The organism is Psychroserpens luteolus (genome assembly GCF_021032705.1).
GTDB lineage: Bacteria > Bacteroidota > Bacteroidia > Flavobacteriales > Flavobacteriaceae > Psychroserpens > Psychroserpens luteolus.
Map to the genome: position 1 here is coordinate 285,911 of NZ_JAHVXI010000003.1, position 15,451 is coordinate 301,361.

Here is a 15,451-nt window from a genome sequence, read left to right on the forward strand (position 1 = left end):
GAAGTGCATTTGTTATCTACTACACTTATCACAAATACCTTTTACAACCAAGTTTACATTTTCCGAAACAAAGCCATCAGGTACTTTAATTTGAGGTATTTTATGGTCTGTTAAGCAAATGGTTTCATTGCAATTGTTACAATGGAAATGTAAGTGTAAATCGGTTTTTATATCACAACTACAACCTTGTTCGCACAAAGCGTATTTGGTAATACCTGTACCATCATCTATTTGATGTACAATATCCTTTTCTTCAAAAGTTTTTATAGTTCTGTAAAGCGTTGTTCTATCTGCTTTTTCAAACGCATTTTCAATATCACTTAATGTTACTACAATTTCTTTTTCTGCAAGAAACTTATAAATTAACAAACGCATTGCTGTAATGCGAATATCTTTTGACTCTAATAATTGTTCTATTGTTTGCATAATCTAATGTTCGTGTTCTGTTTCACCTTTTTTCATTTCAGCAATTAAATAATATGCATTATTATAAGCAAATTTTGTGGTTTTATCTTGTTCTTCTGCAAATTGAACAGCTACCCAATTGCCATCTTTTGCTCCTAAAAGCACTTCAACTGGCTTAAAACTCCAATCGTTATTTTTTCTTTCTGCTGAAAACACGAAAAACCTATCACCTTCTTTTACTATCGCACTTTCGGGCAATGCCATAGTTTGTGTATTTTCTGTTTGGATTTTTCCTTGGATATACATTCCAGGAATTAAATTGCCTTTTTTGTTTTCAATCTCTGCGTGTACGTGTACCGCTTTAGGATTATCTTCAAATGTTTTACTTACTGAATAAATTTCTGCTGTTAGTTCTTCATCTTGTATTGATTGCACATTAAAGGTTACTTTTTGACCTTTCTTTACTTTATATACATCTTTTTCAAACACCATTAAGTCGGCGTGAACGTGATGTGTGTTTACAATTTCAAAGAGTTCAGTTTGTGGTTCAACATACTGTCCTGTTTTTACTTCTACCTTTTGCACATAGCCTTCAATAGGACTGCTTAATGATATACTTTGAGCAATTGTTCCTTTTTGTACTGATGACGTGTTTATGTTTAATAGTCTCAATTGAGCTTTCAATCCATTTACCATAGCTTTAGAGGCATCATATTCGGCTTTGGCTTTTTGAAAATTTGCACCAGAGCCAACTCCTGCATCATATAATTTTTGCTGACGTTCATAGTTCTTCTTTAAAAAATTACTATCGCTATACGCATTTAAATAATTGGTTTGCATTTGAATAATATTTGGATGTGACAGATATGCAACCACTTGACCTTTATTAACTTTATCGCCTTCAATTACTTTTATAGATACTACATTTGCACCAACAACAGACGTAATAGCCGCTTCACTTTGTGGTGGCACTTCCAATGTGCCATTTGCTTCTACATAACCACTCATATTACGCAATGAAATAGTGTCTGTTTTCATTTTTAAGGCATCAAACTGTTGTTGTGAAAGCATCACTTCTTCGCCTTCGCTATGGTCATCGTTTTTTTCAATCTTTTGTTCTTCGTTATGGGAATGACCATCACCTTTTTTATGGCTTTCTTTATTTCCGCAAGCAGTTGCTACAATTGATACTATAAAAAGTATGAGGAATTTATTTGTTATATTTTTCATTGTCTAAAATTTAGTATGTGTATTGACCATTATTTGCCAAATGCCCATTATGGGTTTTCATTGTCTTATTGTTTAAAATATTGTAGTTGAAATGTACTTTCTAAATAGTTTACTAAAGCTGTTTGTGCTTCCAGTTCTGATTGAATAGCTTCTTTTATAAGTTGTGTAAACGCTGTGTAATCAATCTCTCCTTCTCTATAAGCAAACAAAGCACCAGTTTTTTGTTCTTTAATAAGTGGTAATACTTCATCCTTATAGAACAGCCAAGTTGTTTTCCATTTTTGGTAATTTTCTTTTGCTTGATTAAATTTAGATTGCACTTCCATTTGCTTAAATTGCATATTTGATTCGGCAATTTGTCTATCAATTTTTGCAGTTCTAACTTGTGCTTTTGTTGTACCAGATAAAAACGGTATGGAAATACCAGCTTGATAGGTATAAAACCCTGAATTTCCGTTTACTTTTTGCAAACCACCTTGAAGGTTTAACTTTGGCAAATTTTCAGCTTTGGCAGCTTTAAAGTTTGCTTCTGCTTCTGCGAGTTGAAGTTGAGAAAAAGTATATAAAGGGTGTGCTTCTAAACTAAAGAATTTTTCACTTAATTCACTTTCTATGATAATTTCATCGGAAACCGTATAAAATTCATCTGAAACCAACCACAAGTTTAATTGTTGTAAAGCAATAACATATTCACTTTTTGATTGCAAAAATTTATTCTGAATCTGTAAAACTTGATTTTTAGCCGCTGAATATTCTAACTTGGAAATAGCTTCCACTTCATAATTTAACTCTACTGCTTTTTCAAAATTGTTATATATAGAATCCAACTCTTTGTACAAATTGTAATTCCTTTTACTCTGCATGGCATTTGCCCACGCTTTCTGTACTTCCAATTCTAAATCTAATTCTGAAAGCTGAAACGCTTTTTGGGCTAACTGAATGCGTTGCTCCAGTAATTTTCTCTTTGGTGCTATACCAAATACATCAATATTTGATTGACCAACTCCAATAGTGGTGTAAATACCATTTCCGTTATTGATTTCTTCACCTCCCGTAAAAATTTGAGTAGTACCAAAATCGAAAGCAGTTCCCTTTAATTGTTGTTGCTTATCAATTTCAAACTGTTGTTGTTTTAAACTTGGATAGTTTTCTTTAGCCAATTTTACAGCTTCTTGCATCGAAATAATTGGTAACGAATCATTTATTTTTTGCGCATTTCCTGTTATTGGCAACAAAAACATAAAAGCTATCATTGAAGTAACTATAATTACTTTTTTATTTGCTCGAAAATTGAAAGATTTGTTCTCAACCCAATGATATAATATAGGTAAAACAAATAATGTTAATAATGTAGAGGTTAACAAACCACCAATAACAACGGTTGCTAAAGGTCGTTGTACTTCTGCACCAGCTGATGCTGAAATTGCCATAGGCAAGAAACCCAAAACATCTGTAAAAGCGGTTAACATGATAGGCCTAATTCTTCGTTTTGTACCTTCTATAATTCTGTCTTTTAGATTGGTAACACCTTCTTCTTTTAATTCATTCAGACCACTAATCATTACCAATCCGTTTAATACCGCAACACCAAATAAAACGATAAAACCGACTCCTGCCGAAATACTAAATGGCATATCTCGTAACCATAATGCTACGACACCACCAATGGTTGCCATAGGAATTGCTATATAAATCATTAAGGTTTGTGGTAAGGATTTTAAAGCGAAATAAATGAGAATAAAAATGAGTAATAACGCAATAGGAACAACGGTTTGCAAACGATTGCTGGCACGTTCTAAATTTTCAAAAGCACCACCATAGCGAATGAAATAACCTGATGGTAGCTCTAATTGTGCATCTAACTTAGTTTTGATTTCGCCCACCAATGATTTTACATCACGACCTCTTACATTAATCCCTACATAAGTCCTTCTATTGGTATTGTCTCTACTTATTTGCATTGGACCACCTTTATAACTTATATCAGCTACTTCGCGAAGCGGAATTTGTTCACCAGAAGGTAAGTTGATAAACAAATTTTGAATATCTGTTATGTCTTTACGGTTACGAGAACTTAACCTAACTACTAAATCAAACCGCTTTTCACCTTCAAAAATAACACCTGCTGTTCCACCTGCAAATGCGGATTGTACAATTTGGTTCAAGGTATTTATTTGAAGTCCATATTGTGCCAATTTATTTCTGTTATACGAAATGGTCATTTGCGGTAAACCTGTTGTAGCTTCGGCTTTCATATCGCCAATACCTTCTGTACCAGCAATAATTTTTGATATTTCTTCTGCTTTTTGAGATAGCACCTCTATATCTTCACCATAAAGTTTAATAGCAATGTCTTCACGAACACCTTCAAGCAGTTCATTAAATCGCATTTCAATAGGTTGGGTAAATTCATAGTTCACGCCAGGAATTATTTCTACAGCTTCCTTCATTTCTTCAATGAGTTCGTCTTTTGTTTCAACGGTAGTCCATTCGCTTTTTGGCTTTAGAATTACAAAAACATCAGCCAAATCCATTGGCATTGGATCTGTTGGAATTTCGGCAACACCAATTCGACTGACTATTTTTTCAACTTCTGGAAACTTTACTTTTACAATTTGTTCAATTTTTGTAGTGGTTTCAATCGTTTCTGTAAGAGAACTACCTGGTTTTAAGATGGCGTGAAATGCAATGTCACCTTCATCTAATTGTGGAATAAATTCGCCACCCATTCTCATAAACATAAAGACAGTAACACCAAATAGCACGACTGCAATACCAATAATCCATTTTCCTTTTTGCAATGCTTTTACCAATAAAGGTTGATACTTGTCTTCAACCCAATGCACAAATCTATCTCCATAAGATTTTTTATCGTTTTTTGGTGCTCGTAACACCAATGCAGACATCATTGGCACATACGTCAAACAAAGTACCATTGCACCAATCATTGCAAAAATGAAAGTCAATGCCATTGGTTTGAACATTTTGCCTTCAATACCTTCTAATGCTAATATTGGCAGAAAAACAATTAAAATAATCAGTTGACCGAAAAAGGCAGCATTCATCATTTTTTTCGAAGCATCTGCTGCAACACCATCACGCTCTTTAGATGTTAACTTCTTTTTCTTTAGGACTTGAGAAGCAATTAGAAAAACAGTACTTTCTACAATAATTACAGCACCATCAACAATAATTCCGAAATCTATTGCCCCTAGACTCATTAGGTTAGCCCATACATCAAACACATTCATTAGTATGAAGGCAAATAATAAGGATAATGGAATTGTTGAAGCTACTATCAAACCACCTCGCCAATTGCCTAATAAGAAAATAAGAACAAATATCACTATTAATGCACCTTCAATTAGGTTGGTAGCAACTGTTGAAGTTGTTTCTGCTATTAATTTGCTTCGATCTAATAAAGGCTCGATAATGACTCCTTCTGGGAGCGATTTTTCAATTTGAGCCATTCGCTCTTTTACATTCTCAATAACATCGTTAGAATTTGCACCTTTAAGCATCATTACCAAACCACCAACTACTTCGCCTTCGCCATCTTGAGTTAAAGCGCCATAACGGATAGCAGCACCATATTGTACTGTAGCAATATCGCCAACAGTAATTGGAATATTGTTTGTGTTTTTAACCGTAATCTTTTTAATATCCTCTAAACTACGTACCAATCCTTCTCCACGAATAAAATTGGCTTGATGGTTCTTTTCAATGTATGCTCCACCTGTGTTTTGATTATTAGCTTCAAGCGCTTCAAAAACATCGGTAATTGTTAAACCAATAGCTTTTAGTTCATTTGGGTCAACAGCAACTTCATACTGTTTGATTTTTCCACCTATGGCGTTTACCTCAACTACACCTTCTACCATTGCCATTTGACGTTGGACAATCCAATCTTGCATTGTGCGCAAATCAGTAACCGAATATGTGTCTTTATACTCTGGTTTTACTTTAAGTGTGTATTGATAAATTTCTCCTAATCCAGAAGAAATAGGCCCCATAACAGGTTCGCCAAAACCACTTGGAATTTGCTCTTTGACTTCGTTTAGTTTTTCAGCTACTAATTGACGTGGTAGATACGTTCCCATATCATCGTCAAAAACTATAGTAACCACAGATAAGCCAAAGCGAGAAATTGAGCGAATTTCTTCAACATTGGGTAAATTGCTCATTGCAACTTCCACAGGATAGGTTACAAATTGTTCAATGTCCTCTGTGCCTAAATTGGGTGCTTGTGTTATGACCTGTACTTGGTTGTTGGTAATATCTGGAACAGCATCGATGGGTACTTTTGTCATACTCCAAATACCTGCTCCAACAATGGTAAGCGTTAGCAAGCCAATAATGAATTTGTTATTGATTGAAAAATCAATGATTTTATTAATCATAGAAAATGTTTTAATTCAGTTAAACTTTTCGTTACAATTCTGATATAGAAAATAGAATTACACGAAATGAAAAGAACCATATAGGCTCGAAATTGGATATAGTTATCCTTAAAAAAACTGAATTATGCCCTTGGTGGCTGGAAAAGTGATTCCAAATATCTGGAAGTGAAGTTTACGTTATGTAAATTGTATTGTTTTTTCTCTTCAAAATTTACACTATTGTTTAAAGCCAAATTATTGTTCGCAATAATTAATACCAAAGGGTGACAACATTGATTATGGGAATGGACTGGTGTATTTTCCTTCTCTGGGTTATGATGATGCTCTTTATTTTTCGCATCATTGTCAATGTAATCTTCAACTACATATTCAAGGAAAGAGTCTCCATAAGCTTTATGGTCTTGATAATGGGTAATAACACTTGAAATTTCTTTAATTGGACCACAAAAGTCCATATCTATGCTTATCCCTTGAAAAAAGAATAAAATAGACATTGATATGGAAAAGAATATTTTCATATAATAAAGACAAATATATAAATTATTTAATGCAATGGTTGTGCAAATAAAATGAGCATATAGCTTTTTTTAATAGAAGAGCCTTTTTAAAAAGGCTCTTCTTTGTTTAATATTAATGATCATGATCTGAATGATCTTCTTCTTTTTCCTCACCAGATTGATTCATTGCCATTTCGTGGTCGTATTGACAACATCCAGGTAAATCTTTATAGGCATCTTCACTTCCTGCAACTTTTTCGGTATCGTAACCTGAAGCTGCTATTGCCTTATGAATTGCCATTACATCTGTTTTGGTATCATCAAAAGAAACATCAATCTTCTTTTTATCGACATCCCAATTGGCAGTTGCAACACCATCTACACCATTGGCCGCTTTTTCAATGGTACTTTTACACATGCCACAATTACCTCTTACTCCAAAAGATAGGTTTGTCATTACCATTTCTTTGGACATTTCAGTAGTTGATGATTCTGTTTCTTTTTTGGTTTCGTTTTTACAACTTGTTAAACCTAATGCTACTACTACAGCTGCACTTAAAATTACTTTCTTCATTGTTTTAAAATTTAATTAATATATTGAGTTTAATTCTTCACAGGTAAGTGTTACATTATTCATAGACGATTATTAATTACTCTTGTTTGTTTCTCAACTGAGCAAAATAGTAATATCCACTTGTAGTTAAATCTTTGATATCTAAACGTTTAAATTCATCAGACAAATCTTCTACCTTAAGCGTATTATCGCTCAGAACTGATTTTTGGTATTTGATTTCAAAATCATTTGCTTTTAATAACTGTAAATGGGTGGACAAGGGTTCTCGATTTATTAAGCTTATTCCACCAGTAATTATTTTCCATTCCAATTTACTGAGTGTCCAATGCCCATTCCATAATTTAGTTCTATTTAAACATGTAAAATCAATGGTATGCGACATACAACCTCCACTTTTCAGCCACTGGTTCATAGTTTTGTAATCATAAGGTAAATCGTGTAAATGTTGCAAAACAGTATGAGAAAAAATATAATCTACTGTATTGTTTTCAATAATATCTCTACTATTCCAAGGGATTATAGAATGAATATAAACATTGTTCAAGTTTTCGGGATCTAATAATTCCAGGCGAATCGCATTAAGTCTCTCCTCTGCTAAACACTCTGACAAATATTCTTCGGTTAGAATATTCGAAGGAAAATCCATTTGCATCAAATCGTTGTTTTCGTCTTCATTTATCTCAATAGCCTGAGTCTTATCTCTATTTTTAAAAAAAATAACCAATTCATCAAAAACCCTAATGTTAGTTTCTACATTCCAAAATTGAGTTTTCTCTAATGCATAATACTTATGCGAGCCAGATATTAATGCTGCTAACCCTACACCTAAAGAATCTCCGGGTCCAATTTCTACAACAACTTTTGGTGTTTCGTTGCTAACCCTTGACCAATTCTTTAGATGTTTCATCCAAATTCTATAGCAGTATAAACTACTACTACCTGCAACATTATCTTTTCTTAGTAATCTTCTGGCTACTGAAGAATTGGTCAATAATAATTTGTAAAGAAATCTCGCTTTACCTCTTGCAAAGCCCCAGAATAAGTATATTATTTTCATGATATTCTAATTATTTGTTAATTAATTGTTTAATTTTAGTTGCATCTATTCAATAATTTCTTTCACACTACCACACTTCAGCATAGCTTTACCAAAGTATGGATTTAACACTTTCTCCTCTTTACTCAACCAATAAGCACCATTGTTATTATCTGCCATTGGACAAAACTCTACATACACTTTTTCCTTAACACCAAACAGTTGTACAGCATTTATTAAGTGTGATGATAAATGCTTGAAATGGTCTCTTTGAGCCTTTATATCAGAGGTTTTAGAAATAGATGTCGCAGAAGATTGTATTTCTTTTACTAATGACATCCAATGTATATGAGCATTATTGTCTGATAATAATTTCATATCCACTTTACTTAAATTGTTAAATAAACTTGTTGCACTAACTGAAGTATTTTTTGAATTTTCTTGAACTAAAGCATCTTTTAAATTGATGTAATCATTGTAAACAACTTTTAATTGTTCTTGAAATTTCTCTGATACTGTCAATCTCTGGTTCATATTAGTATGGTCACTTTCTTTTTTTGATGCATTATTATCCATTCCTAAATGTTCTTCGTGACCTGTCATTACTTTACCACCTTCCTTATTCATCATTGATTTTTTACCTTGTAATTGAGCTGCCGCATCAACCGTAAATGTTCCGTTAGTTACGATTTCATTGCCAACAAATAATCCTTCTAAAACTTCATATTCATTACCAATTTGATTGCCTAAAACAACTTCACGCATTTCAAAAATAGTTTGGTCTGGATTGGTTTTTAAATACACAACAGAACGCTCACCTGTCCAAAGTACAGCAGATGCAGGAATTGTTAATACCTCATCATTATTACTTGAAACTCGTTCAATATTTGCGGACACAAACATTCCAGGTTTGAATACATCATTTTTATTAGTAAGCACCACACGTAAGGTTACTGTTCTTGTTTTGGTATTTAATATTGGGTCAATGAAATCTACTTTCCCTTTAAATTCCTTATTAGCATAAGCGTTTGTAGTCACTAAAACTTCTTGTCCCTTTTTAAATAAATCGATTTGATTTTCATAGACATCAAAATTTGCCCAAACCGTATTGAGGTTTGCAATTTTAAGCAATGGTTGACCTTGTTTAATGTAATCGCCTTGTTCTACTAATTTTTCGGTAACTGTTCCTGAAACCGTAGCATAGACTGGAAAGTTTTCTTTTACTTTTCCAGTTTCTTCAACCTGATTGATTTGACTTTCGGAAAGTTTCCACAACTTCAATTTACTACGAACCGCCTTGTATAATGCAGGTTGCGATTCCTTTAAAGATGAAGCTGTAATCAATTCTTGTTGTGCTGCATACAATTCTGGCGAATAAATGGTTGCTAATAATTGACCTATTTTTACTTCTTCACCTGTAAAACTGACATTCAATCGTTCTATTCTACCCGAAAAGTAACTGACTTGTACTGCGTTTGCTTCTTCATTTTCAGCAATTTTACCTGATAATTTAATCGTGTTGCCTTCAATATTTCCTTTGCCAACAACAGTTGTTTGAATATTGGCTAATGCCATCGCATTTTCAGTTAACTTGAATTGGTCTGCCAACAAACCATCTGCACTACTTTCTGCAGGAATTAAATCCATACCACAAATAGGACAATCACCTGGTTCTGGTTGCATAATTTGTGGATGCATAGAACACGTCCATATTTGATTGGTTTCTGTTGTTTCCATATGATTGTGCTCTGTACTTTCATTGGACGAACTTCCAAATAGCAACCAACCCAAGAGTAAACCAATTGCTAATATTCCTATGTAAATGATATATTTTTTCATCTTTAATTATTTTTTCTACTTTTTAATAATTTTCTAATTGATGGGGATGATGTGTACCATAGTAAAAAGCCACTCAAAACAGTAATTAAACCTAATAGAGAAAAGGCTCTTAATACTATTGTATTAAAATTGTCTCTCCCTTCGTAATCCATTGTATGTGTCATCCATAAAAAATCGAACCAACGCCAACTCCGATGTCTTACTGTTTGAAATTTTCCATCTTTTACGGACACATAAGCTTTTAATGTTTCGTCAGATTTGTAAGAAATCACATAAGCTGGTAATAAACGTTCTCTGTATTCGTGGTGTTTACCTACTTCATTAATTTGCTCTATATTTTCAGCAACCAAACCATCTTTCATATAATTTTTGGCGATATAAAGTGCTTCATCTTTTGTGATGCTATTCTTTGGGCTTCCATCAATAGCACTGTATAATTGTTTTTTATTTACCCAATAGTAAGGCGAATTATTAATGTCTCTCAACTCAATAGTATTGATACCTTGAGAAACATTAAGTTGTGATGGACTAATGAGGTCTTTAAATGCTTTAGGCTGATAATCTAAATTTTTAAAATGGTCTCCGTGAATTTCATCAATATCTGTCCAACTAAAATACAGACCACTAATAGTCCAAAACAAAAATTGTATTCCTAAAAACAACCCTAAATAGCGGTGTGTTTTTCTGATTTTTAGTGCTGTGTGCCTATTTACCATCTATTGCTCTACTTTAAAATTGAAATCAATTGATACTTTTTCCCAAGACAGACTTATTTTCCCTTCGGCGTTATCAACTTTGCTGACTTTGTATTCTAAATGTTCCTTTATTTCTTCAGAAAAATTAGGTTTTACTTTAAACCGAATTACATCATCTTTTTCATCATATTCATCTTTACCGTGTTGCTCCCAATTAGAGTTAAATATGACTGTCCATTCATCTTTTGAAGGAATTGTAAAGAATCCGTATTTACCCGCTGGAAGTGTTTTACCTTTAATTTGTAAATTCTTATTGGTCTCTATCCAAGTAGTCATATGTGCTCCTGATTGCCATACTTGGTCGTATGCCAATAAACCGCCAAAAATTATTCTACCCCTAACTCCAGGTGATGAATAGTCTATGTGAATATGTGCATCACCTACCATTGCCATTGCAGATGTATGAGGGCTTAAAACTTTCTTTTTATTCTTCTCAGCATCCACCTCCATAGTTTCTTGGTGGTTATGTTCTTCTTTATTACTATTTACGTTTTTACAACTTTTGAGCAGAATTCCAGCAAATAGTATTATGAATATGATTTTCATAGATTTATTCTTTTGTGGTTATTAAATTCCTTTTTAATAATTGTGCATTTACAGCACAGATTATGGTACTTATACTCATTAACGCCGCGCCAAATGCAGGGCTTATCATAAGCCCAGGGATGAACCCTGTTGCCAAGGGCAAAGCCACAATATTGTAGCCCGTTGCCCAAACCAGATTTTGAACCATTTTACGATAGGTAGCCTTACCAAATAATATCAAGTTGGCAATGTCTTTTGGATTACTGTCCACTAAAACAATATCAGCGGTCTCGGCGGCTACATCCGTTCCAGAACCAATGGCAATGCCCACATCTGCCTGTGCCAAAGCTGGCGCGTCATTTACACCATCGCCAGTCATAGCTACAAATTCACCAATTGCCTGTAATTCAATTATTTTATCTTGTTTTTGGTCTGGCAATACTTCTGCCATATAATCATCTAGTCCTAATTTATCAGCGACATCTTTGGCTACTTTTTCATTGTCTCCAGTAAGCAAAGAGACTTTGATATTGTTTTTCTGAAGGACTTTAATAGCTTCATAAGAACTTTCCCTGATTTCATCTGCGAAGGTTACAAAGCCAATCACTTCATCATCTACTATGGTAAAGATTTTGGTTTCAATACCCTCGTCTTTATCTTCAGCAACATCTTTGTTCAATTGTTCCATTAGTACATATCCACCTGCTTGTACTTTCTTTCCATTGACTGTTCCACTAACACCAACGCCTGCGTTGTACTTGAAATCAGTTACAGAAGGAATCTCAATATTTTCTTCTTTTGCTTTTCGTCTTAATCCTTTGGATATATGGTGTTCGGAAGGGCTTTCAACAGCAGTCGCATACTTTAAGAGTTCTGTTTTATCGTAGTCTGATGACAATGGAACAATTCTTACTACTTCGTGTGAACCTTTAGTTAGCGTTCCAGTTTTGTCGAACACAATGGTTGATATTTTTCGAGAAGCCTCAAATGCTGTTCGGTTACGAATTAAGAGTCCATTTTTAGCAGAGATACTTGTAGATATTGCAGCTACTAAAGGTACTGCCAGCCCTAAAGCGTGTGGACAACAGATTACCATTACAGTTACCATACGTTCTAAGGCAAATGATACTGTTTCTCCTAATGCCAACCACGTAAAGAATGTACCAAAACCTAATACTAATGCAATTACAGTAAGCCATTTTGCTGCTACGTCTGCCAAACGTTGCGTTTTGGACTTCTGCTTTTGAGCCGTCTGAACCATATTTATCACTTTTGATAAATAGGTTTCTTTTCCTATGCCTTTTACTCTTACTTTGATGACCCCATTACCATTAATAGCACCGCCAATTACTTCTTCATCAACACTTTTACTTACAGGCTTACTTTCCCCAGTGAGCATACTTTCATTAAGGTCACTTTTACCTTCTACAATTACGCCGTCTGCTGGAACTTTCTCACCCGGTTTAATGAGAATGATATCACCTTCATTTAACTCGCTTATTTTTACTTTTCGAGTTTGGTTTCCATCTACCAAGTTCGCTTCATTGGGCATTAATGCAGCCAATGCTTCCAAGGCTTTACTTGCTCCTAAAATGGAACGCATTTCAAGCCAATGACCAATCAACATTACATCGATAAGTGTTGCTAATTCCCAAAAGAAAGTTTTGCCCTCGAATCCAAAAATAACCGCAACACTATAAAAGTATGCTGCCGAAATTGCTATGGCAATAAGGGTCATCATTCCTGCTGACTTCTTCTTTAACTCACTTACCAAGCCCTTTAAAAATGGCCATCCTCCGAAAAAGTAAACAACACTCGATAAGGCAAATAGTATATAATTGCTGCCTGTAAAATTCCAGTCTATACCCAACCATTTATGTATCATTGGCGATAATAAAAGAATTGGAATGGTTAAAATTGTGGACACCAAAAATCTCCGTTTAAAATCTTCTATCATCATTTTATGATGGTCGTGTCCCTGTTTACCGTGAGCAGGATTGTGCCCAGAATGACCACCGTTTCCGCGGTTCATTTTAGAGCGGTCCATTTTAGAATGATCCATTTCTTCGTGATTATGATGTTGGTGGTGTTCCATTTTATATCATTTGAGTTAACATTAATACTGCCATTACAATCATAATAGCATTTTCAATAAATGTGGCTTCTGTCATAGGTAGTTTTAATGCCGTTCCAAGACAAGCACAACGAATTGATTTATTATCCAAAAGCGTTTTAGTAACGCCAACCGTTGTGATACTTAATATTATAAGAGTGGCTATAAGGGCAATTTCTATTTCAAATCGCATTAAGAACATCAGTCCAAGAGCAGTTTCTATGAATGGGTATATCCAACCATATATTGAAACCCGTTTTGCTAATGGGTCATACATTCTGAAGGATTCTGGGAAATTTTTCAAATCTAGCATCTTGAAGAAACTGAACACTATGAAAAACAACCCCATAAAATCCAACATTACGGCATTACCATCCCAATTTTTAGAATGCAACAAAATACTTGCAGTTGCTATGTAAAAAAGGATGAGCAATAATGGTTGCAATTGTTGCAGTTTTGACTTTTGCTCTGTTTCATCCATAGATTGGGATGTCATCTGGAAAACATTTTTGTTTTCCTTTTCCGAAAGAGTATATTTTTCCGGCAATGCTTTTTTAAGAACTTCCGTAGCAACGTGACTACTCATTGTAACTTCAGCTTCGGCTTTTTCGAGGTTAACAGTAACGTTGGTAACGTTATCTACGTTGCCCAAATATTTTTCTACCGAAGCCTTACAGCCTCCGCAGGTCATTCCTGTTATGTTATATGTATGTGTCATTGTTCATTTTTTTTAATGATTATTACACAAAATTAATTTCTGCAACCCACCTTTATTTGTACAATTCTGGATAATCTTTACACAATTTGGTCTATGGGTTTTCTGTTCCATTTTTGCAGGTTCTTAAATACTGTCATTGACATTCCTGTTACATTTTTGAATTGTCTCGCCAAATGACTACTGTTATTATAGTTCAAGCTGTATGCTATTTCTGAAAAATTCAACTGTCCCAATTGTATCAGTTCTTTTACCTTTTCAATCTTTAAGTTGATTTCATATTTTTCTATGGTTAAACCTTCAGTTTTACTGAACAACTTGCTTAAAGCCGAATAGGATTTATTAAACCTTTTGGTCAAAAAAGAGGAAAGATTTGCATTGTCTTGATTTTCGATTTTTTGTATGAGTACAATCTTTATTTCCTCTATCAAAATTTCTGTTTCATCCTTTATGATTTCAAAACCGTGTTTGTTCAGCACTTTTTCCAATTCTAATGCTTGGATGCCTGTCTTTTCGTTTAGAACAATTTGCCCAAGCTCAACCGATTTTATGTCACAACCCAATTCCTCCAACTCACGCAATACAGTTGATTTGCATCTGTCGCACACCATATTCTTTATGTTAAGGGTTGGTTTCATTGCTTTGGTAGTTTTAATGTTACTGTTTGATGTAATAACAAATCATCTATATGGCCAGCAATCTCATTACCATCTGTTTTAAAATGCATATGCATATTGGTTGTATGATGTGTAAAGACTGCTTTGTGCTTTGTAGAATAAAACCCTATAATTTGAACTTTACTATCTTTCAAAGTTCCATTTAAACCAGATTCTTTGTGTTTTTTATGACTATGTATTTTATCACCATCTTTCCAATTAATGACGTGCCAATCTAAAGAAGCGATAGTACCATCTAATAGAAAAGGAAATGGTTTTTCTATGTCAATCCCAATATCTGTGGCTATTTCAAAAATTTGCTTTTCTAAATCACTTTTTGTTTTACTATTCTCAATTTGAAAAGAATCCCACGCTTTAATTTCTGCATATACTAATAGAGATGCCTTTATATTGTAAGAATCTTTAATCTGTAAACTACTATCAACCACAAAACTGTTGCTTGGTTGACTATCAAATATTTGAATTTCGCCCTTGAGGTTATCCACAGCACCAAGAGCGTAAAGGTTTTTCATTTTTGAAAGTGTGTCTAAACTGATTACGGGTTGAATATTCCCAGACATTATTGTTCTTAAAGCACCTGAATGTTTTACTTCTGTTGAAAGAGTTTTACTTTCTTTATCTCGACAAGACGAAAAGGCAATTGTAAAAAACACTAATACGATTATATATGTTAATCTTTTCATTG

At 33.9% G+C, this 15,451-nt stretch carries 13 protein-coding genes; all 13 read right to left on the reverse strand.

Annotated elements, in window-relative coordinates; genetic code table 11:
* Positions 1–12: 12 nt before the first annotated feature.
* On the reverse strand, positions 13–426 hold the full coding sequence (locus tag KWG70_RS10165; protein ID WP_230935911.1) for a Fur family transcriptional regulator: 414 nt from the start codon (positions 424–426) through the stop codon (positions 13–15).
* Positions 427–429: 3 nt separating this feature from the next.
* Positions 430–1,635, reverse strand: a complete 1,206-nt coding sequence (locus tag KWG70_RS10170; protein ID WP_230935912.1) for an efflux RND transporter periplasmic adaptor subunit — start codon at positions 1,633–1,635, stop codon at positions 430–432.
* 65 nt (positions 1,636–1,700) lie between these two features.
* Positions 1,701–6,035: a CusA/CzcA family heavy metal efflux RND transporter gene (locus KWG70_RS10175; protein WP_230935913.1), complete on the reverse strand. Its 4,335-nt coding sequence runs from the start codon at positions 6,033–6,035 to the stop codon at positions 1,701–1,703.
* A gap of 122 nt (positions 6,036–6,157) precedes the next feature.
* Positions 6,158–6,529: a hypothetical protein gene (locus KWG70_RS10180; protein WP_230935914.1), complete on the reverse strand. Its 372-nt coding sequence runs from the start codon at positions 6,527–6,529 to the stop codon at positions 6,158–6,160.
* Between the two features lie 136 nt (positions 6,530–6,665).
* Positions 6,666–7,106 carry a heavy-metal-associated domain-containing protein gene (locus KWG70_RS10185; RefSeq protein WP_230935915.1) on the reverse strand — a complete coding sequence of 147 codons (441 nt, stop codon included), beginning with the start codon at positions 7,104–7,106 and terminating at the stop codon, positions 6,666–6,668.
* Positions 7,107–7,182: 76 nt separating this feature from the next.
* Complete coding sequence (locus KWG70_RS10190) at positions 7,183–8,163, reverse strand: hypothetical protein (RefSeq protein WP_230935916.1); 981 nt, start codon at positions 8,161–8,163, stop codon at positions 7,183–7,185.
* 45 nt (positions 8,164–8,208) lie between these two features.
* Positions 8,209–9,981, reverse strand: a complete 1,773-nt coding sequence (locus KWG70_RS10195; protein ID WP_230935917.1) for an efflux RND transporter periplasmic adaptor subunit — start codon at positions 9,979–9,981, stop codon at positions 8,209–8,211.
* Positions 9,982–9,983: 2 nt separating this feature from the next.
* Complete coding sequence (locus tag KWG70_RS10200) at positions 9,984–10,697, reverse strand: PepSY domain-containing protein (RefSeq protein ID WP_230935918.1); 714 nt, start codon at positions 10,695–10,697, stop codon at positions 9,984–9,986.
* The gene (locus KWG70_RS10205; RefSeq protein ID WP_230935919.1) at positions 10,698–11,282 is read right to left on the reverse strand and encodes a DUF2911 domain-containing protein; all 585 of its coding nucleotides are present in this window, start codon (positions 11,280–11,282) and stop codon (positions 10,698–10,700) included. It abuts the gene before it with no gap.
* 4 nt (positions 11,283–11,286) lie between these two features.
* On the reverse strand, positions 11,287–13,293 hold the full coding sequence (locus KWG70_RS10210) for a copper-translocating P-type ATPase (RefSeq protein ID WP_317206756.1): 2,007 nt from the start codon (positions 13,291–13,293) through the stop codon (positions 11,287–11,289).
* Between the two features lie 64 nt (positions 13,294–13,357).
* Positions 13,358–14,092 carry a heavy-metal-associated domain-containing protein gene (locus tag KWG70_RS10215; protein WP_230935921.1) on the reverse strand — a complete coding sequence of 245 codons (735 nt, stop codon included), beginning with the start codon at positions 14,090–14,092 and terminating at the stop codon, positions 13,358–13,360.
* Positions 14,093–14,169: 77 nt separating this feature from the next.
* A complete protein-coding gene (locus tag KWG70_RS10220; RefSeq protein WP_230935922.1) occupies positions 14,170–14,727 on the reverse strand; it encodes a helix-turn-helix domain-containing protein in 558 nt (185 codons plus the stop codon).
* Positions 14,724–15,449 (reverse strand): acetolactate decarboxylase, encoded by a 726-nt coding sequence (locus KWG70_RS10225; RefSeq protein WP_230935923.1) that lies wholly within the window; start codon positions 15,447–15,449, stop codon positions 14,724–14,726. The genes KWG70_RS10220 and KWG70_RS10225 overlap by 4 nt, the downstream gene beginning before the upstream one ends.
* Positions 15,450–15,451: the final 2 nt, after the last annotated feature.

Bases quoted from the DNA above. Each gene is read 5' to 3' on its own strand.
- KWG70_RS10165 (WP_230935911.1), bottom strand. From the start codon at position 426: ATGCAAACAATAGAACAATTATTAGAGTCAAAAGATATTCGCATTACA.
- KWG70_RS10170 (WP_230935912.1), bottom strand. From the start codon at position 1,635: ATGAAAAATATAACAAATAAATTCCTCATACTTTTTATAGTATCAATT.
- KWG70_RS10175 (WP_230935913.1), bottom strand. From the start codon at position 6,035: ATGATTAATAAAATCATTGATTTTTCAATCAATAACAAATTCATTATT.
- KWG70_RS10180 (WP_230935914.1), bottom strand. From the start codon at position 6,529: ATGTCTATTTTATTCTTTTTTCAAGGGATAAGCATAGATATGGACTTT.
- KWG70_RS10185 (WP_230935915.1), bottom strand. From the start codon at position 7,106: ATGAAGAAAGTAATTTTAAGTGCAGCTGTAGTAGTAGCATTAGGTTTA.
- KWG70_RS10190 (WP_230935916.1), bottom strand. From the start codon at position 8,163: ATGAAAATAATATACTTATTCTGGGGCTTTGCAAGAGGTAAAGCGAGA.
- KWG70_RS10195 (WP_230935917.1), bottom strand. From the start codon at position 9,981: ATGAAAAAATATATCATTTACATAGGAATATTAGCAATTGGTTTACTC.
- KWG70_RS10200 (WP_230935918.1), bottom strand. From the start codon at position 10,697: ATGGTAAATAGGCACACAGCACTAAAAATCAGAAAAACACACCGCTAT.
- KWG70_RS10205 (WP_230935919.1), bottom strand. From the start codon at position 11,282: ATGAAAATCATATTCATAATACTATTTGCTGGAATTCTGCTCAAAAGT.
- KWG70_RS10210 (WP_317206756.1), bottom strand. From the start codon at position 13,293: ATGAACCGCGGAAACGGTGGTCATTCTGGGCACAATCCTGCTCACGGT.
- KWG70_RS10215 (WP_230935921.1), bottom strand. From the start codon at position 14,092: ATGACACATACATATAACATAACAGGAATGACCTGCGGAGGCTGTAAG.
- KWG70_RS10220 (WP_230935922.1), bottom strand. From the start codon at position 14,727: ATGAAACCAACCCTTAACATAAAGAATATGGTGTGCGACAGATGCAAA.
- KWG70_RS10225 (WP_230935923.1), bottom strand. From the start codon at position 15,449: ATGAAAAGATTAACATATATAATCGTATTAGTGTTTTTTACAATTGCC.